We start from the raw sequence: 25,317 nt of genomic DNA on the forward strand, positions 1-25,317 counted from the left end.
GCGCTGCGCCGACGCCCTGCGCGTCCTCGGCCGGGCCGGCGAGGGCGCGGCGGCCGAGGACTTCGGTTTCCTCGGTCTGCTCCTTGCCGACGCGCGGGACGTCGACGGTTTCGTACGGAGCACGCTCGGGCCCGTCGCCGACTACGACGAACGGCGCGGGACCGGGCTGCTGCACACGCTGGACGCGTACTTCGAGAGCGGCATGAGCCCGGCCCGTACGAAGGACGAGCTGCACGTCCACGTCAACACCGTCGCGCAACGCCTCGACCGCGTCACCCGCCTGCTGGGCCCTGACTGGCAGACGCCCGGCCGCGCCCTGGAGCTCCAGCTCGCGCTGCGCCTGCGTCGGCTGTCGTCGTCACCTCGGCCAGATCGCGGCCCCGGGTCTCCTTCGCCAGGGACACCGCGACCAGCGTGATGACCACCGCCCCGAGGACGTAGAGCGAGACCGGCACCGAGCTGCCGTAGCCGGCCAGCAGCGCCGTCGCGATCAGCGGGGCCGGGGCGCCGGCGGCCACCGACGCGAACTGCGCGCCGATCGAGGCACCGGAGTAACGCATCCGGGTCGCGAACATCTCGGAGAAGAAGGCCGCCTGGGGCGCGTACATGGCTCCGTGGAAGACCAGGCCGACCGTCACGGCCAGCACCAGCGCCCCGAAGCTCTTGGTGTCGATGATCGCGAAGAACGGGAAGGCCCACAGCCCGACGCCCGCCGCGCCGATCAGATAGACCGGCTTGCGGCCGATACGGTCCGAGAGCGCGCCCCAGGCGGGGATCACCGCGAAGTGCACGGCCGAGGCGATCAGCACCGCGTTCAGCGCGGTCTGCTTGCCCAGGGCGGCGTGCTCGGTCGCGTACACGAGCACGAAGGCGGTGATGACGTAGTAGCTGATGTTCTCGGCCATCCGGGCGCCCATGGCGACCAGCACGTCCCGCCAGTGGTCGCGCAGCACGGCCAGCAGCGGCAGCCGTTCGACCGTGTCCGTCGTGGCCCTGCGCTCCTCGGCCTTGGCCAGCGCCGCCTTGAACACGGGCGACTCGTCGACCGACAGCCGGATCCACAGCCCGACCACCACCAGAACGCCCGACAGCAGGAACGGAATCCGCCACCCCCACGCCGTGAACTGCGCGTCCGACAGCAGCGCCGTCAGCGCCGACAGCACCCCCGTCGCCAGCAACTGCCCGGCCGGCGCTCCCGTCTGCGGCCATGACGCCCAGAAGCCGCGCCTGCGTGCGTCCCCGTGCTCGGACACCAGCAGCACCGCGCCGCCCCACTCGCCGCCGAGGGCGAAGCCCTGCACGAGCCGCAGAGTTGTCAGCAGCACCGGCGCGGCGGCGCCCACCGTGGCATGGGTGGGCAGCAGGCCGATGCAGAAGGTCGCGCCGCCCATCAGCAGCAGGCTCAGCACGAGCAGCCTCTTGCGGCCCAGCCGGTCGCCGAAGTGGCCGAAGACCAGCGCCCCGACGGGCCGCGCGGCGAAGCCGACCGCGTAGGTCAGGAAGGACAGCAGCGTCCCCACCAGCGGGTCCGAGTCCGGGAAGAACAGCTTGTTGAAGACGAGGGCGGCGGCGGACCCGTAGAGGAAGAAGTCGTACCACTCCACGGTGGTGCCGATGAGGCTTGCGGCGACAATGCGCCGTAGGGAGGCGGTGGTTGGGGGAGTACCGGTCGATGCTGTCATGGCGGTCACTTCCGGGCGGGGACGGATTCCTTGTGGGTGCTGCCACACCGTAGGAAGGTCCCGGTCGCTGACCCATGTGGTGAACCACCATATTTCGGGGCCGGGTTGTCCTCGCTGCCCCCAGGTGCGGCGGACATCGACGCGGGAGTGCGCAATCCCGGCGGATCTGTTCGGATCTGTCGGTAAGGACTCTTGACAGTTTATTGGTCTAGTCCAATCATGGGGGTCTCGCCGACCGCCATCAGGCGAGCCCTGCGTTTTCTGTCCTTGCCTGCGCTTTTCCCTGTGGGAGCCTTGATGAGACGATCCGTAACCCTCCGCGCGACGCTGGCCGCCGCGGTCGCCACCGCCGTATCCGCCGGGCTGGTCATGCTCGCCGGAGGCGGGGCGCACGCCGCGACGCCGGCGCACGCGCACCCCGTGAGACCCATGCCGGAGCATGTGGTGGCGCCGTACTTCGAGGCGTGGACCGGCGAGAGCCCGGCCGAGCTCGCCGCGCAGTCCGGCAACAAGTACCTGACGATGGCCTTTCTCCAGACGGCGGCGGCGGGTTCCTGTACCGCGTACTGGAACGGCGACGCCACGCAGCCCATCTCCCAGGGCACGTTCGGCGACGACATAGCTACCATCCAGGCCCGCGGCGGCAACGTCATACCGTCGTTCGGCGGCTACAGCGCGGACACCACCGGCACCGAGCTCGCCGACAGCTGCACGAGCGTCGACGCGATCGCGAAGGTCTACGAGAGCCTGGTCACGACCTATGGTGTGGCCCGGATCGACCTCGACATCGAGGCCGACTCCATCAACAACACCGCCGGCGTCGACCGCCGCAACAAGGCGATCGCGCAGGTGCAGCGCTGGGCCCACCACACCGGCCGCAAGGTCCAGTTCTCCTACACCCTGCCGACGTTCGCGACCGGCCTCGCCCCCAGCGGCGTGGCCCTGCTGCAGAACGCCGTCGACAACGGCGCCCAGGTGGACGTCGTCAACATCATGACCTTCGACTACTGGGACGGTGCCACCCACGACATGGCGGCCGACACCAAGACCGCCGCCACCGGGCTGCACGACCAACTGGCCGCGCTCTACCCGTCGCAGAGCTCCCAGCGGCTGTGGGGCAGGATCGGCGTCACCGAGATGCCCGGCATCGACGACTTCGGCCCGGAAGAGACCTTCACCACCCAGGACGCCGTCACGGTGGAGAAGTGGGCCGCCTCGCGGGGGATCGACACCCTCTCCTTCTGGGCCCTCCAGCGCGACAACGGAAGCTGCGTCGGCACCAAGGGCGCCGGCGCCTGCTCGGGCGTCGCGCAGGACACCTGGTACTTCAGCCACACCTTCGCGCCGTTCGGCCGCGGGCACCGCGGGTAACCCCACCGGTTGCGGGGCGAGGTGGCCTCTCGTTCCCTTGATGCAGACAGCGACTCCGCACCTGCGGCAGGTGCCGGCGCATTGAGGAGACACCGATGACCGCCCCGAGCAACCCCGTCGTCCGCGCTCTGGTGGATGCCGTCAACCACGGCGACCGCGCCGCCTTCATGGACCTGCTCGCGCCCGACGCGGTGCTCACCGACGACGGCAGCAGGCGGGCCCTGGAGGACTGGGTCGACCGGGAGATCTTCACCACGAACGGCCGTATGACCGTCCAGGGCGAGGACCCGGACGGCCTGAACCTGACCGTCCGGTACGGCAACGACACCTGGGGTGACATGAACACCCGCTGGCATTTCGAGGTCGCCGGAGGTCGTGTCAGCCGTATCGACACCGGCCAGGCCTGACCGTCCGGCCGTCCCCCCCGACCGCCCGGCTCCCGCCTCCGCCCCCTGCCCGGGGCGGGGGCGGATGTCCTTGGGTCAGGGCGTGGGAATGCCACCAGGGCGGACGGGGCGTCCGAAGCGAACGGGGACGCCGGGGGAGTACAGCACGCTCACGGGCTCGCCGGCCGGCGCGGGCAGGCCGGCCGCCGCGACGAGGTTCTCGTCGCACTCGACCAGAGAGGCCCGGTGAAGGGGCCAGCGCGGATGGGTGTTCGGCAGGTACATCGGCCGGCCGAAGAAGGTGTTGTGCATGCCCCAGCGGGCGGTCAGGAAGTGTTCCAGCTCGGTCGGATCGCCGACGCGCTCGCCCACCCGTACGGTGATCCGGCTGTACGCCCCGCGCGGCCCGGGCCGGCGTCGCGTGCTGGTGTACGTGATGGTGTCGTCGCCGCCGTTCCGGATGGCCATCCGGGACCACGCGTACGGCAGCCGGAAGGCGGCCCGGGCGACCGCCACCGGGATCAGCCGGGAGGCGTCGAGGGAGCGGAAGACGACACCACGCCGTCCGTGGGCGTCCACCGAGTAGAGGCGGACGTTGGTCTCGGGGAAGGTGCCCAGGTAGGGGACCCCGGGGAGGCGGAACCAGCCCACGCGGTGCATACGGAAGGCGACCAGCCCCACGTACGTGACCCCGTCGAGGGTGTCGGGCACGGCCCCGGGCGGCAGCAGCGGCGCCACGTCCGCCGGGTCGACGGCCCAGTGCAGGAAGGCCAGGTCGAGCCACGACTGGGTGAGCAGCGGGTTCGCCGTACGACCGGGTGGGTCGGCCGTTATCGGCTCCGGGGCGGGCGGCGTGCGGGTCACGCAGCCAGCATCGCAGACCCACCGCCGCCACCCCGGAGAGGGCCTATGCGGCCAGCGTCTCCACGGACACCGTCCACAGCCGCGCGGCCGCCTCGGGGTCGAGGGCGTACGCCGCGACTCCCCGACGGCGCAGGCCGGGCTCGGCCGGCTCCGCTTCCCGGCAGTCCTCGAAATAGCGGCCGTGGACGCCTTCGAGCAGCGGCGAGGTGGCGACCAGCACCGACGTGGCGGCGCCCTGCTCGGGCGTCTTCCACTGCATGCCGCCGCCGACTGCCTGGGCGCGCAGCCGGGCAAGCTCCTCCTCGCTGACGTACCGCTGAAGGTTGGTGCGGATCCCGCCGGGCATCAGCGCGTTGACGGTGATGCCGTCATCCGCCCAGCGCTTGCCGGCCTCGACCGCGAAGAGGACGTTGGCCGTCTTGGACTGCCCGTACGCGGCCCACGGCTCGTACGCGCGCTCGCGGAAGTGGATGTCCTCGAAGACAACCGGTGAGCGCAGGTGTGCGCTGGAGCTGACCGACACCACGCGGGCGCCACCCGCCGCCGCGAGGGCGGGGTGGAGGCCGGTGGCCAGGGCGAAGTGGCCGAGGTGGTTGGTGGCGAACTGGAGTTCCCAGCCCTGCGGCGTACGCATCTCGGGGGATGCCATCACGCCGGCGTTGTTGACCAGGATGTGCAGCGGGCCGTCCCACGCGGCGGTGAACGCCGCGACGGACGCCTGGTCGGCGAGGTCCAGCGGGGCGACCAGCACCTGCTTGTTGCCGGTGGTCGCGGTGATGTCCTCGGCGGTGCGGTGGCCCGCGTCGAGGTTGCGGACCGCCAGGGTGACCTCGGCGCCGGCCCCGGCGAGGGCGCGGGCGGTCTCGACACCGATGCCGGACGCGCCGCCGGTCACGATGACGCGGCGGCCGGTGAGGTCGATGCCGTCCACGACCTCGGCGGCGGTGGATTCGGCGGAGAAGGGGGTGGTGATGGGGGTGTGCGCGGTCATGAGTACTTTCCGTCCTCGCTCGGCGATGCGGAGCGGGAGGCCCGGCCGGTACGATACGAAACGGAGGAACCTCCACTACGGTGGAACTGTAACCGGAGGCTCCTCCGATTAGCAAGTCGTGACGGACGAAGGAGTCATCGTGTCGGCCCCCCGTGCCCGCCCGCTTCGCGCAGACGCGCAGCGCAACCGTGACCGGCTGCTCGCCGCCGCCGTGCGCGCGCTTTCCCAGGACGGCACGGACGTGACGCTCGAGGCGATCGCCAAGGACGCGGGTGTCGGCATCGGCACGCTCTACCGCCACTTCCCGACGCGCGAGGCACTCGTCGAGGCGACGTACCGCAACGAGCTCGCCAAGCTGTGCGACGCTGCCGACGACCTGTTGCGGGCCATGCCGCCCGACGAGGCGACGCGCGCCTGGATGGACCGGTTCGTCGACTACATGACGACCAAGCGCGACCTCGCCGACGCGCTGCGCGCGGTCATCGCCTCCGGCGGAAATCCGTTCGCGCACAGCCGCGACCGGCTGACCGCCGCGATCACCGCGCTGCTGCGGGCCGGCGCCGAGGCGGGGAGCATACGGGCGGACGTCGAGCCCGGCGACGTGCTCACCAGCCTCAGCGGTATCTCCCTCGCTGCCGGCGAGCCCACGCAGCGCGAGCAGGCCGGCCGACTTCTCGACCTGCTGATGGACGGCCTGCGCTATCGCGGGCTCGGTTAGCCTGAACGCACAATGAATCGTTTGACGACGTCAGCGGGTGCTTTCGAGCTCACCCGATTTCCCGAGGACCCCCGTGACAGGCTGCGCGCCTGGGACGCCGCCGACGAGTACCTGCTGCGGCACCTGGAGTCCGAACCCGCCGACCTGTCGGGCACCCTGGTCGTGGTGGGCGACCGCTGGGGCGCGCTGGCCACCGCGCTCGCCGCGCACCGGCCCGTACAGATCACCGACTCGTACCTCACCCAGCAGGCGACCCGCGCCAATCTGTGGCGGAGCGGGGCCGATCCGGACGCCGTACGGCTGCTGTCGGCCAGGGACGCGCCGCCCGACCGGATCGACGTGCTGCTGGTCCGCGTACCGAAGAGCCTCGCCCTGCTCGAGGACCAACTGCACCGCCTCGCGCCCGGGATCCACCCGGGCACGCTGGTGGTCGGCGCGGGCATGGTCAAGGAGATCCACACCTCGACGCTGAAGCTGTTCGAGCGGATCCTCGGCCCGACCCGGACCTCGCTGGCCGAGAAGAAGGCGCGGCTCGTCTTCTGCACGCCCGACCCCCGGCTCGCCCGGACCGGCAGCCCGTGGCCGCTCAGCTACGCGCTGCCCGACGGCATCGGCGCGGTCTCCGGCCGGACCGTCACCAACCACGCCGGCATCTTCTGCGCCGAACGCCTCGACATCGGCACCCGCTTCTTCCTGCGCCACCTGCCGGACCGCGAAGGCCCGGACCGCGTCGTCGACCTGGGCTGCGGCAACGGGGTGGTCGGCACGGCCGCCGCGCTGGCCAACCCGGAGGCGGAGGTGACCTTCGTCGACGAGTCGTACCAGGCGGTGGCATCCGCGGAGGCCACCTTCCGTACGAACGCCGGAGCCGGCGCCAAGGCCGAGTTCCTGGTCGGCGACGGCCTGTCCGGCGTCCCGGCCGGGACCGCGGACCTGGTGCTGAACAACCCGCCCTTCCACACCCACCAGGCCACCACCGACGCGACCGCCTGGCGCATGTTCACCGGCGCCCGCGACGCACTGCGCCCCGGCGGCGAACTCTGGGTCATCGGCAACCGGCACCTCGGCTACCACCTGAAGCTGCGCCGGCTCTTCGGCGGCTGCGAGGTCGTCGCGAGCGACCCGAAGTTCGTCATCCTGCGCGCCGTCAAGGCCTGACCGGCGGCGCCCCCACCGAGCGCTTGCCCGGCTTCCGCTCCGTGAGGGTAGGGATGCCCGCGCGGGCGGCGGCCTTGTCGAGGGAGCGCAGGGCCAGCAGAAGGAAGGCGATGTCGTCGATCAGGATCGGGTCCGGCAGCAGATCGACCGGGCAGACCAGATAGACGATCGCCGCCCAGAAGGCCAGCTTGCCCTGTGCCGGGACACCGGCATCGGTCAGCAAACGGCGGGTGCGGACCAGCCGTACGCACAGCCGCACTGCGACCACGACCATGACGGCGGCCACCACCGCGGCGAACGCGACGAGCAGCCAGACCTCATTGTTCCCGCCCATGTCCCCGAGCCCCGATCCCAGATTTCCGATTCCCGATCACGCCTTGCGGTAGGAGTACGCCTCTTCGGCGGCGGCCACCACCGCGTCCATCCCGGCCCCGGCCGAGGCGGTGACCAGGGCGGCCACCGCGCCCTCCACGAAGGGGGCGTCGACCAGCCGGGTGCCGGGCGGCAGTTCGTCCTCGTCGGACAGCAGGGCCTTGACCGTCAGGACCGAGCTGCCCAGGTCGGCCAGTACGGCCACCCCGTCGCCCCGGTCCACGGAGCGGGCGGCCTTGACGATCGCCTCGGCGTCCGTGCCGAGGCCGCCGTCCGGTGTGCCTCCGGCCGCCGCGACCGGGGCGACGTCGCCGCCGCCGGTGAGCCCGACCGCGAGCTGGGCGACCGACTCGGCGACGGCCGCGCTGTGCGACACCAGCACCACGCCGACCGTCATCCGGTGCCTCCCGCCGCGGACTCCTCCGCCGTGTCGGCCAGCACGCCGAGCAGCAGCGCGGACGAGGTCGCCCCCGGGTCCTGGTGCCCGATGCTGCGCTCGCCCAGATAGCTGGCCCGGCCCTTGCGGGCCTGGAGCGGTACGGTCGCCAGCGCGCCCTCCTGCGCGGCGATCCGGGCGGCGGCCAGCGCCTCGGTGAGCCCCGCGCCCTTGTCCAGGGCGAAGGACAGCGCCTCCACGGCCGGCACGAGCGCGTCCAGCATCGTCTTGTCGCCCGGCGCGGCACCGCCCAGCTGCGCGACCCCGTCGACGCCCGCCTTCAGGGCGTCCCGCAGCTGCTCGGGAGTGGCCCGGGCGGAGTCGCCGAGCGCCTTGCCGGCCCTGCGCAGCAGCGTTCCGTACAGCGGGCCGGAAGCGCCGCCGACGGTGCTGATGAGCTGCCGCCCGGTCTGGACGAGCACGTCACCGGGAGTCTCCGGCGGCTCCTTCTCGATGGCGCCGCGGGCGGCGGTGAAGCCGCGACGCATGTTGGCACCGTGGTCGGCGTCACCGATGGGGGAGTCGAGTTCGGTCAACTGGTCCGCCTCGCGGTCGATGACGGCGGCAGCGGCCGTGAGCCAGCGGCGGAAGAAGGCCGCGTCGATCACGGGGCCCGGTGACGGTTCTTCGCTCATGGATTGTTTCCTCTCCGGTTACGCTCCGGTCAGTCCGGGTCAGGCGCCCCAGCGCAGTCCGGCCGTGACGACCGGTGCGTCCCACAGCCGCAGCAGTTCCTCGTCGACCTGGCACAGCGTCACCGACGCGCCGGCCATGTCGAGCGAGGTGACGTAGTTGCCGACCAGCGTGCGGGCCACGGCGACATCGCGCTGCGCGAGCACCCGGTGCACCTCGGCCGCGAAGCCGTACAGCTCCAGCAGCGGGGTCGCCCCCATGCCGTTGACCAGCGCCAGTACGGGAAGCTGCGGCCGCAGATCCTCCAGGACGGCGTCGACCGCGACCTCGGCGATCTCGCCGGCCGTCATCATCGCCCGCCGCTCCCGGCCCGGCTCGCCGTGGATGCCGATCCCCAGCTCCAGCTCCCCGGCCGGCAGATCGAAGGTCGGGCTTCCCTTGGCCGGCGTACTGCTGGCGCTCAGCGCCACGCCGAAGCTGCGCGACGACTCGTTGACGTGCCGCGCGATCGACTGCACCCGCTCCAGCGGCGCGCCCTCCTCGGCGGCGGCACCTGCGAGCTTCTCCACGAACAGCGTGCCCCCGGTGCCGCGCCGGCCGGCCGTGTAGAGGCTGTCGGTCACCGCGACGTCGTCATTGACCAGGACCTTCGCGACCTGGATGCCCTCGTCCTCGGCCAGCTCGGCGGCCATGTCGAAGTTGAGGACGTCGCCGGTGTAGTTCTTCACGATGAACAGCACGCCCGCGCCGCTGTCCACGGCTGCCGCCGCCCGCACCATCTGATCCGGCACAGGAGAGGTGAAAACCTCGCCGGGGCACGCCGCGTCGAGCATCCCGCGCCCGACGAAACCGCCGTGCAACGGCTCATGCCCCGACCCGCCGCCCGACACGAGCCCGACCTTCCCCGGAACCGGCGCGTCCCTCCGTACGATCACCCGGTTCTCGACGTCCACCGTCAGCTCCGGATGGGCGACCGCCATACCCCGCAGAGCGTCGGCGACCACGGTTTCCGGCACATTGATCAACATCTTCATGAGGACCTCCGTCCGAGGTGGCGGCTGCCGTCCCGTACCTGTCATAGCCGAGCGTATGCCGCCGGAGGCTCGTGGACGACCCACACGGGGCGTCCCGGCTGTGGGCGTGGGGCGGCCCGGGCGCCGGACGGACCCGGAGAAGTGGATCGGGGAGTGGATCCGGGAGATATCTGCGCCGAAATCCTGGATAGGGGAATAATCACCATTCCGGGCGCCCGTCACTTCTGTCCCGCATTAACGTGCGGCAGACATCTACATTTAACATGCGCTCCGACGACGGGCTTTCGCGTGTCACGACCGTGATCACCGGATGAACTCTGCGGGCGATCTACCAAGGTGCGGTCTGTTTTGTCGTCGTGGTGCGCCGTGATCAGTATTGTTGGTTGTTTTCGGTCCGCCCGAAGCGCCGTCCGGACCGGGTGATACTGCCCTGCCGGCGTTCGTTCTGTATTCAACCAGGCCGGGGCCTGGTTGACCGGTGGGTAACTGCGTCGCTACTTTCGTGAACGCCGCTCTTTCGGAAATCGGTTCGATCGGGAATCCGGAGCGTTACATCGCTGTGGCGTGCCCGAATTTCTGCCTTCTGCGCCATTGATTCTCTCGGAGAGTACATGACGTCCGCTGCGGACTTACGCGAATTGGTCATCGGCATCAGCCCCTTCAATGAACCGGACGCCCGGCTCGCCTCGGCGGTAAGCCGTGCCGGAGGGTTCGGAGTGCTCGACCTGGGCACCGGGGACGGGCAGGCCCGGGAGGCGCTGGAGCACATGCGGCGCTGGGTCGCGGACGCGCCCTACGGAGTACGGGTGACCGCGGGCTGCCGGCTCGCGCCGGCCGACCTCGACGCGGGCACGCCCGCCGACGCCGGGAGCGGCCCGCACACCGTGGTGCTCGGAGCGGACGCGCCCTGGCAGGTCGGCGAAGTCGCCGACCGCTACCGGGTGCTGGCCGAGGCGACCGACCTGGACGAGGCGCTGGCCGCCATACGGGACGGGGCGCACGGCATCGTCGCCCGGGGCAGCGAGAGCGGGGGCCGGGTCGGTGAACTCGGCACCTTCGTCCTCCTCCAGCAGTTGCTTGCCGACCCCGGCGTATCCGTCCCGGTCTGGGCCTGCGGTGGCATCGGGCCGCATACGGCGGCCGCCGCCATCGCCGGCGGGGCGGCCGGGGTCGTCCTGGACACCCAACTGGCGCTGCTCGCCGAATCCGGGCTCCCGGAGGAGGCCGCCGCCGCGATCCGCTCCATGGACGGCTCGGAGACCGTCGTCATCGGCGGCCACCGCGTGCTGCACCGCCGCGGCCCCGGACCCGGCGCCGCGCTGCCGCCGGACCCGTCGCCGGACGCCGTCGCCGCGCTGCTGGGCGTACGTGACCTGCGCGCCCGGCTGCTGCCGGTGGGCCAGGACGGCTTCCTCGCCGCCCGGTTCGCCGAGCGCCTGCACGACGTCGGCGGGGTCGTGCGAGGCGTGACCGACGCCGTCCGGGAGGCGGTCCGGGACGACTCCGCCGCCTCGGCGCTGCTGCCCGGATCGGCGCTGAGCCGCGCCCTGGGCACCCGGCTGCCGGTCGCGCAGGGGCCGATGACCAGGGTCAGCGACCAGGCGGGGTTCGCCGCCGCGGTGGCCGAGGAGGGCGCGCTGCCGTTCATCGCCCTGGCGCTGGCCGGGCGGGAACAGGCGCGGGCCGTACTGGAGGAGACCGGGGCCGCGCTGGCCGGGCGGCCGTGGGGTGTCGGGGTGCTCGGCTTCGCGCCCGAGGAGATCAGGAACGACCAGCTCGAAGCCGTACGGGAACTCCGCCCCACCCACGCGATCATCGCGGGCGGACGGCCGTCGCAGGCCGAGGCGCTGGAGCGGGACGGGATCAGCACCTTCCTGCACGTCCCCTCGCCCGGGCTGCTCCGCCAGTTCCTTCAGGCCGGTGCCCGGCGGTTCGTCTTCGAGGGCTCCGAGTGCGGCGGACATGTCGGCCCGCGTGGCAGCTTCCCGCTCTGGGAGGCCCAACTCGCGGTGATCGAGGACTTCTTGGAGAGCGCGGAGGGCGGCAAGGACGACGACACGGCGGGCCGGATCGAGATCTTCTTCGCCGGCGGCGTCCATGACGAACGGTCCGCCGCGATGGTCGCCGCGCTCGCCGCACCGCTGACCCGGCGCGGCTGCGCCGTCGGCGTCCTGATGGGCACCGCCTACCTCTTCACCGAGGAGGCGGTGGAACGCGGCGCCGTACGGCCGCTCTTCCAGAGGCAGGTGCTGGCCGCGCGGCGCACCGCGCTGCTGGAGACCGCCCCCGGCCACGCCACCCGGTGCGTGCCCAGCCCCTTCACCGAAAGCTACCGGGCCACCAAGGAACGGCTCCGGGCCGAGGGAGTGCCGGACCGGCGGCTCTGGGAGGAACTGGAGCGGCTCAACGTCGGCCGGCTGCGGATCGCCAGCAAGGGCGTCGAGCGCGGAGCCGGCGGTGAGCTGCAGCCGGTTGGGGAGGAACGGCAGTTCGAGGTTGGCATGTTCATGGCTGGTGAGGTCGTGGTGCTGCGCTCGGCCACCACGACCATCGCCGCCCTGCACCACTGCGTCGCCCCCGCCGCCGCGGACTTCCTCGCCGCCCGCTCGGCCGAACTCCGCGAGCGGCTGGGAGCCGGCCCGGCCGCACGGTCCGCCGAGCCGCCGGCCCCCGAGCCGCTGGACGTGGCGGTGGTCGGCATGGCCTGCATGTTCCCGCAGGCGCCCGACCTCGCCTCCTTCTGGGCCAATGTGCTGGGCGGCGTCGACGCCGTCACGGAGGTCCCCGCAGCGCGATGGGATCCCGCCGTCCACTACACCCCGGACGCGGCGAACAGCGCCTCGGTCTCCAAGTGGGGCGGATTCCTGCCCGAAATCCCCTTCGACCCGCTGAGCTACGGCATCCCGCCCGCCTCACTCGGCAGCATCGAACCGGTGCAACTGCTCGCCCTGGAAGCCGCCCGCCGCGCCCTCGAGGACGCCGGGTACGGGGGCCACGGCGGTAGCGGCCCGGGCGGTGGCGGCAAGGGCGGTAGCGGCAGGGGCGGGAAGAGCTTCGACCGCTCCCGTACGTCCGTCGTCTTCGGCGCCGAGGCGGGCAGCGACCTGTCCAACGCCCAGACGCTGCGCGCCGTGCTGCCGTCCTACTTCGGGACCGTTCCGGAGGGCCTGGCGCAGCAGCTGCCCGCGCTCACCGAGGACTCCTTCCCCGGCATGCTCTCCAACGTCATCTCCGGCCGGATCGCCAACCGGCTCGACCTCGGCGGCGCCAACTACACCGTGGACGCCGCCTGCGCCTCGTCGCTGGCCGCGGTCGACGTGGCCTGCAAGGAACTGGTGACCGGCACCAGCGACCTCGTCCTGTGCGGCGGCGCCGACCTGCACAACGGGATCAACGACTACGTGCTCTTCTCCTCGGTCCACGCCCTCTCCCCGACCGGCCGGTCGCGCGCCTTCGACGGGTCGGCGGACGGCATCGCGCTCGGTGAGGGCGTCGCCTGCGTGGTGCTCAAGCGGCTCGCCGACGCCGAACGGGACGGCGACCGCATCTACGGCGTCATCAAGGGCGTGGGCAGCTCCAGCGACGGGCGGTCCCTCGGCCTGACCGCGCCGCGCCCCGAGGGCCAGCGGTCCGCCCTGGAGCGCGCCTACCGCAACGCCCGCGTCTCACCCGCCGACGTCGGCTTGGTCGAGGCACACGGCACCGGCACGGTCGTCGGCGACCGCACCGAACTGACCATCCTCAGCGAGACGTTCACCGCCGCCGGAGCCGAACCCGGCGGCTGCGCACTCGGCTCCGTCAAGTCCCAGATCGGGCACACCAAGTGCGCAGCGGGCCTGGCCGGCCTGGTCAAGACGGTGCTGGCGCTGTACACCGGGGTCAAGCCGCCGACCCTCCACCTCAAACTGCCGAACTCCGCCTGGAAGGCGGACAGCAGCCCCTTCGCCTTCCACTCCGAGGCCCGCCCCTGGGCGGCGCCGCCCGCCGAACGGATCGCCGGACTCAGCGCCTTCGGCTTCGGCGGCACCAACTTCCACCTGGTGGTGGCCGCCCACGACGGCGGCGCCCCGCCGGCCCAGGGCCTGGACGCCTGGCCCGCCGAACTGTTCACCTTCCGCGGCGCCAACCGCGCGGCAGCGGTGCGCGAGGTCGAGGAGACGCTCAAGCTGGCCGCGGCCAATGACGCCGCCGGGCGCCCCTGGCGACTGCGCGACCTGGCGCTGGCCGCCGCACGCCGCTCCGGCACCAGCCACGAGCCCGTGCGGGCAGCGGTCGTCGCCGAGGACCTGGGCTCCCTGACCGGACAGCTGCGCCGGGTGCTGGCGGGCGAGCACGATCCCACCGCAGGCATCCACCTCGCCGACGATTCTGACGAGACGTCACGTGCGGGCCAGGTCGCCTTCCTCTTCCCCGGCCAGGGCAGCCAACGCCCCGGCATGTTCGCGGACCTCTTCGTCGCCTTCCCCACCCTGCACCGCTATCTCGAACTCGGCGGCGACCACGCGGACACCCTCTACCCGCCGACCGCCTTCGACACCGACGGCAAGGCCGAACAGCAGGCCCGGATCACCGACACCCGGGTGGCCCAGCCCGCCCTCGGCATCGTCGGCATGGCCGCGCACACCCTGCTCACCGCCGCGGGCATACGCCCCGACATGGCCGCCGGACACAGCTACGGAGAACTCGTCGCGCTCTGCGCCGCCGGCGCCGTCGACCCCCGCACCCTGCTGGAACTCAGCACCGAGCGCGCGGCCGCGATCCTGGAGGCCGCCGCCACGGCCGGTACGGACCCGGGCACCATGGCCGCCGTCGCGGCCGCAGCCGAGGACGTCGAACGCGCCCTGCGGGACGCCGGACTCGACGGCCAGGTCGTCGTCGCCAACCGCAACTCGCCCAAGCAGACCGTCGTCTCCGGGCCCCTGGAGGCGGTGGAATCCGCCGTACGCATGCTGCGGGAATCCGGGTACGGCGCCAAACGGATCCCGGTGGCCTGCGCCTTCCACAGCCCCCTGGTCGCCGACGCGGGCGTCCGGTTCGCCAAGGCCCTGGCCGAACGCCCCGTCCGCACACCCGAGTTCCCCGTCTGGGCCAACCGCACCGCCGCCCCGTACGCCCCCGAACCGGACGGGCTGCGCACGGAGCTCGCCGCCCAGATCGGCGCACCCGTCCGGTTCATGGAGCAGATCGAGGCCATGTACGCGGCGGGCGCCCGGGTCTTCGTCGAGGTCGGCCCCGGCACGGTGCTCACCCGGCTGACCGAGGCGATCCTCGGCGACCGCCCGCACCGCGCGGTCGCCTTCGAGGGCCGCCGCCGGGACGGCGCCGGGGTGCCCGCCTTCCTCGACACCCTCGCCCAACTGGCCGTCGCCGGGCTGCCGGTGCGCACCGGCTGGCTGTTCCGTGGCCGCGACGCCGTGGACGTCGGCCGCACCGCACCGCCCAAGCGGGCCGGCTGGACGGTCGACGGCCAACTGGTCAGAACCGCTGCCGGTGAACTACTTCCCGGTGCGCTGGCACCGGCCCGACGTGTTGTGGAGGCGACTGTGACCGGTACCGTCAACAACCAGGACGCCTTGATCTCGGAGTTCCTGAGAACCAGCCGCGAGATGGTCGCCGCCCAACGCGACGTGCTCCTCAGCTACTTCGGCGGCGCGGTGGCCCCGGTCTCGCCGCAGGCGCTGCCCGCACCGGTGCCGACAGACGTAGCCGCCATCGCGCAGGTTCCCGCGGCGCCCCTGCCGGTCGCCGCGCCTGTTGCTCTGCCGGTCGCTGCGCCGGTCGCCGCGCCGGCGGCGGTCACCGGGGACGACGTGCTGTTGATGGTGTCGCAGATCATCAGTGAACGTACGGGCTATCCGGTCGACATGATCGAGCCGGATCTCGATCTCGAGGCGGATCTGAGTATCGACTCGATCAAGCGGGCCGAGATCGCCGGTGAGTTGGCGCAACGACTGGGCATTGCCGGTGGCGCGGCGGCCCTGGCCGACGAGGAGCTGGAGGAGCTCGCCAAGGCCCGAACGGCCGCGGCCGTCACCGCCTGGCTGACCGGACGGATCGCGCCCACCGAGGCACCGGTCGCCCAGGCCGTCCCGGCCGACCCGGCGGCGACAGCGACCGTCCGGCAGCAGCCGGTCGTCGTGACCGGTGTGGCCCCGAAACGGCTTCAGCTGCGGCCGGTACCGCTCGGCGAGCCGGACACCGCCGACCCGTCGGCCGTGCTGGCGGGCAAGCGCATCGCCCTCCTCGGAGACGCGGACGGCGCCGTCGCAGCCCTGTCGGCCCGGCTCGCCGGACACGGCGCCGAGACCGTGGCCCTGGGCGCAGGGCACCGGCTGGCCGAGGGGGACGGCCCGGTGGACGGGGTGATCCTGCTCGATCCGCTGGCCGGTTCCGGCGACCGCGTGCTGCCGGCTGCCTTTCCCGTGCTCCAGGCCGCCCTGGGCCGCGCCCCGCGCTGGCTGCTGGCGGCACGGCGCAGCGACCCGCTCGACGCCCGCCCGGCGGGGCTGCATGGGCTGTTCCGTACGGTGGCCAGGGAGTACCCGGAGACCGTGGCGCGGGTCGTGGACTTCGCCGTAGCGGAGGCCGGTGACGCGGACGCCGTCGCCGAGGCACTGGTCGGTGAGCTGCTCGCCCCGGACGCCGCCCCCGTGGTGCTGCGTACCGCGGCCGGCCGGCAGGGGCTGGACCTGGTGGAGGCGGCGCTCGGGGGCCTCGCCGCCTCGGGTGCGGGGCCGGCGGGCGACGGTGCGGCGGAGGCCGCCGCCATCGGCCTCGACCGGGACTCCGTGGTCGTCCTGGTCGGCGGGGCGCGGGGCATCACCGCGCGGTTCGCCGGCGCGCTCGCCTCGGCCGCCCGCTGCCGCATCGAACTGCTCGGCCGAACCCCCGAGGCCGACGGACCGGAGGACCCGGCCACCGCCGCGGCGCAGGACGAGACGGCCCTGCGCGCCGCGCTCGCCGCCCGCGGCGGCCGCACGCCCGCAGAGATCCAGCGGGAGACGGCCCTGATCCTGGCGCAGCGCGAAGTGGCCACCACCATCGAGCGGTTGACCGGTCTCGGCAGCCAGGTGCGCTACCGCTCGGTCGACTTCCGCGAGCCCGACGCGGTGCTCCAGGCGGTGAAGGAGATCCACGCCGAGCACGGGCGGCTGGACGGCGTCGTCTACGCGGCGGGCGTCATCGAGGACCGCCTGATCCAGGAGAAGTCGACCGAGTCCTTCCAGCGGGTCTTCGGTACGAAGGCGGACGGCGCGAGCGCCCTGCTGGACGCCCTGGAAGAGCTGGAACTGCCCGGTGGCCCCGGCTTCGCCGTCCTCTTCGGCAGCATCTCCGCCGTGCTCGGCAACCGCGGCCAGTCCGACTACGCCTCGGCCAACGACGCGCTCGAAGTCCTCGGCGCGCGCTGGCAGGCCCGCACCGGCCGCCGGGCCCTCACCGTGCACTGGGGCCCCTGGGCGCCGACCGGGACGTATGGCGGCGGCATGGTCACCCCGGAGCTCGGCCGCGAGTACGCCCGGCGCGGCATCAAGCTCATCGACCCCGAGGAGGGCACCCTCGCCCTGCTGCGCGAACTCGCGTACGGCGACGAGTCGGCAGGCGCCGTTGTCTACACGGCCTCGGGCTGGTGACCGCGCCCGTGACCGCTACCGGCGGACAGCAGTCTCCGGTCGCCATCGTCGGGATGGCCGTGCTGCTGCCCGGCGCTCCCGGACTGGAGGCCTACTGGCGGAACCTGACGGCCGGTACGGACGCCGTCACCGACGTCCCGGCGGGGCGGTGGGACGCCGACTACTACCACCCCCGGCCGGACGGCGCCGGCGGTCCGGCCGCCCCCGACCGGGTGTACTGCCGGCGGGGCGGATTCGTCGACGAGCTCGCCGAGGTGGACGTCACCCGGTACGGAATCATGCCCTCCTCGGTGTCCGGCACCGAGCCCGACCAGCTGATCGCCCTCAAGGTGGCCGCCGCCGCCATCGCCGACGCGGGCGGCGAGGAACGGCTGCCCGACCGGCACCGGGTCGGCGTCGTCCTGGGCCGGGGCGGCTACCTCACCCCCGGGCTCGTACGGCTCGACCAGCGGGTCCGTACCGCCCACCAACTCGTCCGCACCCTGGGCGAACTGCTGCCCGACCTCGGCGCCGACCAACTGGACCGAGTCCGGGCCGCCTTCACCGACCGGCTCGGCCCCGACCGCCCCGAGACGGCCATCGGGCTGGTGCCCAACCTCGCCGCCTCACGGGTGGCCAACCGGCTCGACCTGCGCGGCCCCGCCTACACCGTGGACGCCGCCTGCGCGTCGTCACTCGTCGCCGTCGACCAGGCGGTCGCGGAACTGGCCTCGGGCCGCTGCGACCTGATGCTCGCGGGCGGGGTGCACCACTGCCACGACATCACCCTGTGGAGCGTCTTCTCGCAGCTCGGCGCGCTGTCCCCGAGCCAGCGCATCCGGCCCTTCCACCGGCACGCGGACGGCATCCTGATCGGCGAGGGCACCGGCGTCGTGGCGCTCAAACGGCTGGCCGACGCCGAGCGCGACGAGGACCGGATCTACGCCGTCATCCGTGGCACCGGCGTGGCCAGCGACGGCCGCACCGCCGCCCTGGCCAGCCCGGACCCCGGGGGCCAGACCCGCGCCGTACGACAGGCGTGGCAGGCGGCCGGCCTCGACCCGCGTGAACCCGGGTCGATCGGGCTGCTGGAGGCCCACGGCACCGCCACCCCCGCCGGTGACACGGCCGAACTGGCTACCCTGGCCGAGGTGTTCGGTTCCGCCGGTGACGCCGTCGTCGGGTCCGTCAAATCCATGATCGGCCACACCATGCCGACCGCGGGCGTGGCCGGGCTGGTCAAGGCCGCCCTGGCGGTCCACCACGGCATACTGCTGCCCACCCTCCACTGCGACGACCCGCACCCGGCGCTGGCGGCGACCCGGTTCCGTACGATCGACCAGGCGGCGCCCTGGGACGGGCCGGTGCGCCGGGCGGCGGTGAACGCCTTCGGTTTCGGCGGCATCAACGCCCATGTGGTGCTGGAGCAGGCGCCGTCGGCGGTTCCGGCCGTGCGCAGAGCCACGGTGACCGAGCCGGAACGCGTCCTGGCCCTGGCCGCCGACACCCCGGAGCGGCTCGCCGAACTGCTCGCGGCGGACGACTCCGAGGTGCTGGCCAGGGCGACCGGCGGCACCAACGGCACCGGCCGCACCCGGCTCGGCATCGTCGACCCGACGGCGAAGCGACTGGCGCTGGCCCGGCGCATGGTGGCCAAGGGCCGTCCGTGGCGCGGCCGGAACGACATCTGGTTCGCGCCCACCCCCCTACTGGGCGGGGTCTCCCCGGGGAAGGTGGCCTTCGTCTTCCCGGGCCTGGAGGGCGAGTTCGAGCCCCGGACCGACGGGATCGCCGAGTACTTCGGGCTGGCCCGGCCCACCGGTGAGACGGCGCGGGTCGGCGACGTCGGCCGGCACGGTGTCAGCGTCTTCGGCATCGGCCGGCTCCTGGACGCCGCGCTGCGGCGCATGGGGATCGCGCCGGACGCGGTGGCCGGGCACAGCCTCGGCGAGTGGACCGCGATGGCGGCGGGCGGCCTCTACTCCGCAGCCGACACCGACGACTTCCTCGACTCCTTCGACCCGGACGCGCTACGCGTCCCCGGCCTGGCCTTCGCCGTGCTCGGCGCCTCCGCCGAGCGGGTGCAGGCCGCGCTGGAGGAGCGTACGGACGACCGGGTCGTCCTCTCCCACGACAACGCGCCGAACCAGTCGATGGTGTGCGGACCGCAGGCGCTGGTCGAGGAGTTCGTACGGTCCCTGCGCGCCGAGGGCGTGATCGGGCAGGTTCTGCCGTTCCAATCCGGTTTCCACACCCCGATGCTGGCCCCCTACCTGGGCCCGATCCGAGCCGCCGCCGACCGGTTCGAGCTGCAGTCACCCAGCGTCCCCGTCTGGTCGGGGACCACCGCTGCCCCGTTCCCGGCGGACCAGGACGGGGTGCGGGAGCTGTTCGTCCGGCACCTGCTGGAGCCGGTGCGGTTCCGGCTGCTGACGGAGGCCATGTACGAGGCGGGCTTCCGGGCGTTCGTCCAGGTCGGCACCGGACAGTTGGCCTCCCTCATCGGCGACACCCTGCACGACAGGGAGCACCTCGCCGTGGCCGCCAACTCCCCGCACCACGACGGCATCGCCCAGCTGCGCCGGGTCGCCACCGCCCTGTGGGCCGACGGTGCCGAGGTGGACCCGACGCTGCCCCGCCCGACGGCCGCCAGGGCCACGGCCGGCACGGCCACAGCCACGGCCGGCGCCCATCCGCCGGTGCGGCTCGACCTCGGCGGCGCACTGGTCTCCCTGGACGTACGGGACCTGGCCGGCCTGCGCCGCGAACTGGCCCCCCGCAACCTGGCGCCGGCCGAGCCGGGATCGGCGGAATCGGCGGGATCGGCCCTCGAAGCCATGGCCACGCGCTTCCCGGTGGCCGCCGAACTCGACGCGCTGCTACGGGAGACGGCCGGTACCGCCGCGCAGCTCATCGCGGCAGGCAGCGGCGGCCGGTCCGCGACCCCGACCCCACCGGCGCGCCCAACTCCCGTACCGGCACGTCCACAGGGCGACCACCGCGGCACCCTGCGCGTCTCCACCGACGCCATGCCGTATCTGCTCGACCACTGCTTCTTCCCGCAGCGGCCCGGCTGGCCCGATGAGGTGGACCGGTGGCCGGTGGTGCCGGCCACGACCATCGTGGGGCACCTCATGGACGCGGCGGAGCAGGCCGCACCCGGAACGCGGGCCGTCGCGGTGCACGGGGCCCGGTTCGACCAGTGGGTGACCGCCGCCCCCGCGGTCGAGGTGCCGGTCACCGCGGTGCCGTCCGCCGACCACCCGGACCGGTTCGCCGTCACCTTCGGCCGAGCCGCCCGCGCCACGGTGGAACTCGCCGCCCGTTTCCCGGCCGTGCGCCCCGCACCCTGGCGTACGGACCCCGCCACCGAGCGCACGCCCGGCCACACCGCGGCCGAGCTCTACAGCGAGCGCTGGATGTTCCACGGCCCGGCGTTCCAGGGCATCAGTGAGATCACCGCGATCGGTGAGACGCACATCCGCGGCACGATCACCACACCGGCCGCCCCCGGAGCGTTGCTGGACAACGTCGGCCAGCTGCTCGGCTACTGGATCATGGCCACCCGCACCGAACGGACCGTGGTCTTTCCCGTCGGCATGCGGCAGATGCGCTTCTTCGGGCCGCACCCGCCCCCCGGCACCGACCTGGAGTGTCTGGTCAGGATCGTGTCGCTGACCGACGCCGTGCTCGAAGCCGACGTACAGCTCGTCGCGGACGGCGAGGTGTGGGCGGAGATCGGCGGCTGGCAGGACCGGCGCTTCGACAACCACCCCGAGACCAAGCCGGTCGAGCGCTTCCCGCAGCGCAACACCCTCTCCCGGCCGCAGCCCGGCGGCTGGGTCCTGCTCCACGAACGGTGGCCGGACCTGGCCTCCCGCGACCTCATCATGCGCAACCATCTGGCCGGCGCCGAGCGAGCCGAGTACGAGAGCCGTCCGCCCCGGGGCCGCAGACAGTGGCTGCTCGGCCGGATCGCCGCCAAGGACGCCGTACGGCAGTGGCTCTGGGAGCGCGGCGAGGGCCCGGTGTTCCCCGCCGAGATCCAGGTGCCGGCCGACGAACACGGCCGCCCGTACGCCGCCGGGCTGTACGGCCGCACCCTGCCGGACCTGGACCTCTCGCTGGCCCACCGGGCGGAGGCCGCCGTCGCGTTGGTGACGGCCCGTACCGAGGGCGGCAGCCCCGGCATCGACATCGAGGAGATCATCGACCGCGACGAGGGGACCCTCGCGGTCGCCTTCGGGACGGCGGAACGGCGGCTCCTCGCCGAGGTGTGCGCCGCCACCGGCGAGCCCGAGGCACTGTGGGCCACCACCTTCTGGGCCGCGAAGGAAGCCGTGGCGAAGGCCGAGGGCACCGGATTCCTCGGCCGCCCACGGGACTTCGCCGTGGTCGACGCGGAACCGGGCGCGCTGGTGGTCGAGGTGGCGGCCGCCCCCGGCCGTACCGCACGCCGCTACCCGGTGCGCAGCACGCGTACGGCCAACCCGCCCGGGCTGCCGGAACGTGACTACGCCGTGGCCTGGACGACCGGCCCGGCGCACAAGGACATGGACATGGACATGGGCAACGGCATGGGCAAGGACATGGACAAGGACAAGGACGAGGAGACCGATCAGTGACGGTGACCATCAGTGAGCAGACCGTTTTGGCGGAGATCGCCGGGATGCTCCGGGCGATGCTCGACGAATACGGCCTGGACGACACCGAGATCACCCTGGAGACCCGCTTCACCGAGGACCTGGAGCTGGAGAGCATCGACCTGGTCACCCTGGCGGGCAGCCTGGAGGCGCGGTGGGGCCGGCAGGTCAACTTCGCCGAGTTCGTAGCCGGTCTCGACCTCGACGAGATCATCGACCTCAGCGTGGGCCGCCTCGTCGAGTACGTCGCCGGGTGCCTCAGGACCGCTGAGGGGAGCTGACCCATGGCGATGATCCAGACGGACGCCATCCGGCTTCACACGCAGCGGCTCGCCCCCGCGGACGGCCGCCCGGCCACCGCCACCGCCGTACTCCTGCACGGCCTCCTCACCGACAGTCTGGCCAGCTACTACTTCACTGTGGCCCACGGCCTCGCCGCCGCCGGCATCGACGTGGTCATGTACGACCTGCGGGGCCACGGGCGCAGCGAGCGCCCGGCGACCGGTTACCACCTCGACACCTTCGTCTCCGATCTCGAAGGGCTGCTCGCCGGCCTGGAGATCACCGGCCCGGTCCACCTGGTCGGCAACTCCTTCGGCGGGACCATCGCCTTCGGATACGCCGACCGCCACCCGGAGCGCGTGGCCGGGCTCACCCTGCTCGAATCGGAGCCCCCCACCGTGTCCTGGGCGGCCAAGCTCGGCCGGATCCTCGGGCGCACCGCCGCCGAACTGGACAAGCACGAGGCGGACGCGCTGGCCTGGATCAGCACGCACCGCGGCGCGCACACCGCCCGGCTCGCCAAGTCGGCGGCGCGGCTGGTGCGTACGACCACCATCACCCAGGACATCCCGGCCAGCCGGGTGATGAGCGAGGACCGGATCCGCGAGCTGCGCTTCCCGGTGACCGCCGTCTACGGCGGCGACTCGGACCTCGCCGCCCAGGCGGTCTGGCTGGAGTCGCTGCTGCCGCACTGCCGGACGGTCGTCGTTCCGGGCCACGAGCACTCCATCCTGGTCGAGGTTCCCGCGCTGATCCTCGACGTCGTCCTGTCCTGCGTCCGGCAGCACACCGAACTCGCGGAGGCCGACGCCCGGTGAGCCGCTTCCTGTTCGTGGTGCCCCCGCTCGTCGGGCACATCAATCCGGCCGTCGGCGTCGCGGCCCAACTCGCCACCCGCGGCCACCAGGTGGCCTGGGCGGGGATGCCCGAGGTCGTCACGCCGCTCGCCGGGGACGCGGCGGTGGTCTTCCGCTGCGCCGGACCAAGGCCGGGCGAGGACGGCGCCGTCCGCCCGCCCGAGCTGCGGGGCGCGGGCGCCCTCAAGCTGCTCTACGAGGGCTTTCTCGCACCGCTCGCCGAGCAGATGGCCCCGGGCGTACGGGCTGCCGCCGAGGAGTTCCGCCCGGATGTGATCGTCGCCGACCAGCAGGCCGTCGCCGGGGGCCTGACCGCCGAGCGGCTGGGCATACGGTGGGCCACCTCGGCCACCACGTCGGCCGAGTTCACCGGTGCGCTCGCCGGCATGCCGATGGTCGACGCCTGGGTCGACGGGCTCATGGCCGAATTGCGGAACCGTATCGGTGACCCGGCCGGCACGGCGGACCCCCGGTTCTCCCCGCACCTGGTTCTCGCCTTCACGACGGAGGAGCTCGCCGGGCGGCCCTCGCGGGCGGGCGACCGGATCCGCTACGTCGGCCCGTCGATCGCCGCCCGCCCCTCCGCGCCGGACTTCCCCTGGGACTGGCTCGACCCGCAGCGCCCCGCCGTCCTGGTCAGCCTCGGCACCGCCAACGCCGACGCCGGGGCCCGTTTCCTGCGCGAGTGCCGCGAGGCCGGGCGCAGCCGCGCCGACCGGCTCCAGATGGTGATCGCCGACCCGGCGGGTTCGCTCGGCCCGCGCGCCGCCGGCGATGACCACGACAAGGACGTGCTGGTCCTCCCGCACGTCCCCCAACTGCCCCTGCTGGAGCGGGTGGGCGCGGTCGTCTGCCACGCCGGGCACAACACCGTGTGCGAGGCCCTCTGGCACGGCGTCCCCCTCGTCGTGGCCCCGATCCGCGACGACCAGCCCGTGGTGGCCGGGCAGGTGGTGGTCGCCGGGGCGGGAATCCGGGTCAGGTTCGGCAGGGTCACCGCGCCCAAGCTCGGGGAAGCGCTCGACGCCGTACTGCATGAGCCGGACTACCGGGCCGCGGCCGCCCGTGTCGGGGCGTCCTTCCGCGCGGCGGGCGGCGCCGTGGCGGCCGCCGCCCACCTCGAACAGCTGGCCATCAAGGAGAAGCAATGAGCGGTTCCACCGAAAGCCCCGAGCAGCAGCCCGCGAAACCCGGCCGCGCCGAAGCCGTCGCCGCGCTGCGTCCGCGCTATCAGGCCGACCTGGCCCAGGGCACCGAGCGGTTCTTCGAGCCGCGCCGGAACGACTGCACGTGGTGCGGCTCGGACCGCCTGGAGGAGCGGCTGCGTACGGTCGACCGCTTCCAGCACAAGCCCGGCCGCTTCCTCCTCGACCGGTGCGAGGACTGCGGCCACACCTTCCAGAACCCCAGGCTGAGCCCGGAGGGCCTGGAGTTCTACTACCGGGACTTCTACGACGGGCTGGGGGAGAAGAGCCTCGGCGGGCTCTTCGCCGGCCGGCAGGAGATGTACCGGCAGCGCGCCGCCTCCATGACATCGCATGCGGACGCCCCGAAGAACTGGCTCGATGTCGGTACCGGCCACGGCCACTTCTGCGAGGCAGCCCGCACCGTCTTCCCCGGCACCACCTTCGACGGCCTCGACATCACCGAGGGCGTCGAACTGGCCGAGCGGGAAGGCCGGGTGGAGCGGGGATACCGCGGCAGCTTCGTCGAGCTCGCGCAGGACATGGCCGAGGGCTACGACGTGGTCAGCATGTTCCACTACCTGGAACACAGCACCGAGCCCCGCAGCGAACTGCGCGCGGCATGGCAGGCGATCCGCCCCGGCGGCCACCTGCTGATCGAGGTGCCCGACCCCGAGAGCCGCTACGCCCGTCTGCTCGGCCGCTGGTGGCTGCCCTGGCTCCAGCCCCAGCACCTCCACTTCGTTCCGGTGGCCAACCTCCGTCGGGAGCTGGCGAACCTCGGCTTCACCGTCGTCGCCGAGCAGCACGCCGAACCGCACGACCCCGTCGACCTGCTCGCCGCCGTATGGCTGCTCCTCAACGCGATCGCCCCGCCCGACGACGCCCCCTGGCTGGCCGAGCCGCCCAACCGGCTCCGCCGCGTACTGCGCCCCGCCGTCCTGCTGGCCGGCGTCCCCGCGCTCATCGCCGGCACCCTCCTGGACCGGCTGCTGGTGAAGCCGATGGCAGGCCGGTGGAGGCTGGCCAACGCCTACCGGGTGCTCGCCCGGCGGGACTGACGGGCTTCGTTGCCGCGGGCCCGAGGACGCCCTCT

17 protein-coding genes and 1 pseudogene are annotated in these 25,317 nt (G+C 73.1%); 11 read left to right on the top strand and 7 right to left on the bottom strand.

Features of this window, described 5'->3' with window-relative positions; genetic code table 11:
* A pseudogene (locus ACFXJ5_RS34190) lies at window positions 1-367 on the top strand (PucR family transcriptional regulator); the annotation flags it as partial.
* On the opposite strand, the gene ACFXJ5_RS34195 reads toward ACFXJ5_RS34190, so the two are convergent.
* Entirely contained in the window at window positions 273-1,682 is a 1,410-nt protein-coding gene (locus ACFXJ5_RS34195; RefSeq protein ID WP_384639996.1) for an MFS transporter, read from the bottom strand. The pseudogene ACFXJ5_RS34190 and the gene ACFXJ5_RS34195 overlap by 95 nt on opposite strands.
* Before the next feature lie 297 nt (window positions 1,683-1,979).
* On the opposite strand from ACFXJ5_RS34195, the gene ACFXJ5_RS34200 reads away from it, so the two are divergent.
* Both ACFXJ5_RS34200 and ACFXJ5_RS34205 read left to right on the top strand, forming a co-directional pair.
* Entirely contained in the window at window positions 1,980-3,053 is a 1,074-nt protein-coding gene (locus ACFXJ5_RS34200; protein WP_384639999.1) for a chitinase, read from the top strand.
* 95 nt (window positions 3,054-3,148) lie between these two features.
* On the top strand, window positions 3,149-3,460 hold the full coding sequence (locus ACFXJ5_RS34205) for a nuclear transport factor 2 family protein (RefSeq protein WP_384640002.1): 312 nt from the start codon (window positions 3,149-3,151) through the stop codon (window positions 3,458-3,460).
* 75 nt (window positions 3,461-3,535) lie between these two features.
* Here the strand turns inward: ACFXJ5_RS34205 and ACFXJ5_RS34210 are convergent, their stop codons facing one another.
* Both ACFXJ5_RS34210 and ACFXJ5_RS34215 read right to left on the bottom strand, forming a co-directional pair.
* Entirely contained in the window at window positions 3,536-4,303 is a 768-nt protein-coding gene (locus tag ACFXJ5_RS34210; protein WP_384640005.1) for a YqjF family protein, read from the bottom strand.
* A 43-nt stretch (window positions 4,304-4,346) separates the two neighbouring features.
* Window positions 4,347-5,294: an SDR family NAD(P)-dependent oxidoreductase gene (locus ACFXJ5_RS34215; RefSeq protein ID WP_384640008.1), complete on the bottom strand. Its 948-nt coding sequence runs from the start codon at window positions 5,292-5,294 to the stop codon at window positions 4,347-4,349.
* 139 nt (window positions 5,295-5,433) lie between these two features.
* On the opposite strand from ACFXJ5_RS34215, the gene ACFXJ5_RS34220 reads away from it, so the two are divergent.
* Window positions 5,434-6,012: a TetR/AcrR family transcriptional regulator gene (locus tag ACFXJ5_RS34220; protein WP_384640011.1), complete on the top strand. Its 579-nt coding sequence runs from the start codon at window positions 5,434-5,436 to the stop codon at window positions 6,010-6,012.
* Between the two features lie 12 nt (window positions 6,013-6,024).
* Window positions 6,025-7,170, top strand: a complete 1,146-nt coding sequence (locus tag ACFXJ5_RS34225; protein WP_384640014.1) for a methyltransferase — start codon at window positions 6,025-6,027, stop codon at window positions 7,168-7,170.
* On the opposite strand, the gene ACFXJ5_RS34230 is transcribed toward ACFXJ5_RS34225, so the two are convergent.
* The 4 genes from ACFXJ5_RS34230 to dhaK all read right to left on the bottom strand — a co-directional run bounded on the left by ACFXJ5_RS34230 (window position 7,160) and on the right by dhaK (window position 9,645).
* The gene (locus ACFXJ5_RS34230; RefSeq protein WP_384640017.1) at window positions 7,160-7,504 is read right to left on the bottom strand and encodes a YkvA family protein; all 345 of its coding nucleotides are present in this window, start codon (window positions 7,502-7,504) and stop codon (window positions 7,160-7,162) included. The two genes, ACFXJ5_RS34225 and ACFXJ5_RS34230, sit on opposite strands and share 11 nt — an antisense overlap.
* A 36-nt stretch (window positions 7,505-7,540) precedes the next feature.
* Entirely contained in the window at window positions 7,541-7,939 is a 399-nt protein-coding gene (locus tag ACFXJ5_RS34235) for a PTS-dependent dihydroxyacetone kinase phosphotransferase subunit DhaM (RefSeq protein ID WP_384640020.1), read from the bottom strand.
* On the bottom strand, window positions 7,936-8,586 hold the full coding sequence (gene dhaL, locus ACFXJ5_RS34240; protein WP_384640134.1) for a dihydroxyacetone kinase subunit DhaL: 651 nt from the start codon (window positions 8,584-8,586) through the stop codon (window positions 7,936-7,938). The genes ACFXJ5_RS34235 and dhaL overlap by 4 nt, the downstream gene beginning before the upstream one ends.
* 66 nt (window positions 8,587-8,652) lie before the next feature.
* The gene (gene dhaK, locus ACFXJ5_RS34245) at window positions 8,653-9,645 is read right to left on the bottom strand and encodes a dihydroxyacetone kinase subunit DhaK (protein ID WP_384640022.1); all 993 of its coding nucleotides are present in this window, start codon (window positions 9,643-9,645) and stop codon (window positions 8,653-8,655) included.
* A gap of 611 nt (window positions 9,646-10,256) precedes the next feature.
* Between dhaK and ACFXJ5_RS34250 the strand changes: the two genes are divergently transcribed.
* From ACFXJ5_RS34250 to ACFXJ5_RS34275, 6 genes are read left to right on the top strand one after another with little or no spacing between them, the layout of a single operon-like run.
* The gene (locus ACFXJ5_RS34250; protein WP_384640025.1) at window positions 10,257-17,276 is read left to right on the top strand and encodes an SDR family NAD(P)-dependent oxidoreductase; all 7,020 of its coding nucleotides are present in this window, start codon (window positions 10,257-10,259) and stop codon (window positions 17,274-17,276) included.
* Window positions 17,273-21,880 (top strand): beta-ketoacyl synthase N-terminal-like domain-containing protein, encoded by a 4,608-nt coding sequence (locus tag ACFXJ5_RS34255; RefSeq protein WP_384640028.1) that lies wholly within the window; start codon window positions 17,273-17,275, stop codon window positions 21,878-21,880. Before ACFXJ5_RS34250 ends, ACFXJ5_RS34255 begins: the two co-directional genes overlap by 4 nt.
* Window positions 21,881-21,924: 44 nt before the next feature.
* On the top strand, window positions 21,925-22,179 hold the full coding sequence (locus ACFXJ5_RS34260; RefSeq protein WP_384640137.1) for a phosphopantetheine-binding protein: 255 nt from the start codon (window positions 21,925-21,927) through the stop codon (window positions 22,177-22,179).
* A 3-nt stretch (window positions 22,180-22,182) separates the two neighbouring features.
* Window positions 22,183-22,998 carry an alpha/beta fold hydrolase gene (locus ACFXJ5_RS34265; protein ID WP_384640034.1) on the top strand — a complete coding sequence of 272 codons (816 nt, stop codon included), beginning with the start codon at window positions 22,183-22,185 and terminating at the stop codon, window positions 22,996-22,998.
* On the top strand, window positions 22,995-24,188 hold the full coding sequence (locus ACFXJ5_RS34270) for a glycosyltransferase (protein ID WP_384640036.1): 1,194 nt from the start codon (window positions 22,995-22,997) through the stop codon (window positions 24,186-24,188). Before ACFXJ5_RS34265 ends, ACFXJ5_RS34270 begins: the two co-directional genes overlap by 4 nt.
* Entirely contained in the window at window positions 24,185-25,282 is a 1,098-nt protein-coding gene (locus ACFXJ5_RS34275; RefSeq protein ID WP_384640038.1) for a class I SAM-dependent methyltransferase, read from the top strand. The genes ACFXJ5_RS34270 and ACFXJ5_RS34275 overlap by 4 nt, the downstream gene beginning before the upstream one ends.
* The last annotated feature ends 35 nt before the right edge of the window (window positions 25,283-25,317 follow it).

Source organism: Streptomyces sp. NPDC059373 (genome assembly GCF_042751495.1).
GTDB lineage: Bacteria > Actinomycetota > Actinomycetes > Streptomycetales > Streptomycetaceae > Actinacidiphila.

Coding starts and splice junctions, on each gene's coding strand:
- ACFXJ5_RS34275 (WP_384640038.1), top strand. CDS start 24,185: ATGAGCGGTTCCACCGAAAGCCCCGAGCAGCAGCCCGCGAAACCCGGC.
- ACFXJ5_RS34205 (WP_384640002.1), top strand. CDS start 3,149: ATGACCGCCCCGAGCAACCCCGTCGTCCGCGCTCTGGTGGATGCCGTC.
- ACFXJ5_RS34215 (WP_384640008.1), bottom strand. CDS start 5,294: ATGACCGCGCACACCCCCATCACCACCCCCTTCTCCGCCGAATCCACC.
- ACFXJ5_RS34195 (WP_384639996.1), bottom strand. CDS start 1,682: ATGACAGCATCGACCGGTACTCCCCCAACCACCGCCTCCCTACGGCGC.
- ACFXJ5_RS34200 (WP_384639999.1), top strand. CDS start 1,980: ATGAGACGATCCGTAACCCTCCGCGCGACGCTGGCCGCCGCGGTCGCC.
- ACFXJ5_RS34265 (WP_384640034.1), top strand. CDS start 22,183: ATGGCGATGATCCAGACGGACGCCATCCGGCTTCACACGCAGCGGCTC.
- ACFXJ5_RS34225 (WP_384640014.1), top strand. CDS start 6,025: ATGAATCGTTTGACGACGTCAGCGGGTGCTTTCGAGCTCACCCGATTT.
- ACFXJ5_RS34230 (WP_384640017.1), bottom strand. CDS start 7,504: ATGGGCGGGAACAATGAGGTCTGGCTGCTCGTCGCGTTCGCCGCGGTG.
- ACFXJ5_RS34235 (WP_384640020.1), bottom strand. CDS start 7,939: ATGACGGTCGGCGTGGTGCTGGTGTCGCACAGCGCGGCCGTCGCCGAG.
- ACFXJ5_RS34260 (WP_384640137.1), top strand. CDS start 21,925: ATGCTCCGGGCGATGCTCGACGAATACGGCCTGGACGACACCGAGATC.
- ACFXJ5_RS34250 (WP_384640025.1), top strand. CDS start 10,257: ATGACGTCCGCTGCGGACTTACGCGAATTGGTCATCGGCATCAGCCCC.
- dhaK (WP_384640022.1), bottom strand. CDS start 9,645: ATGAAGATGTTGATCAATGTGCCGGAAACCGTGGTCGCCGACGCTCTG.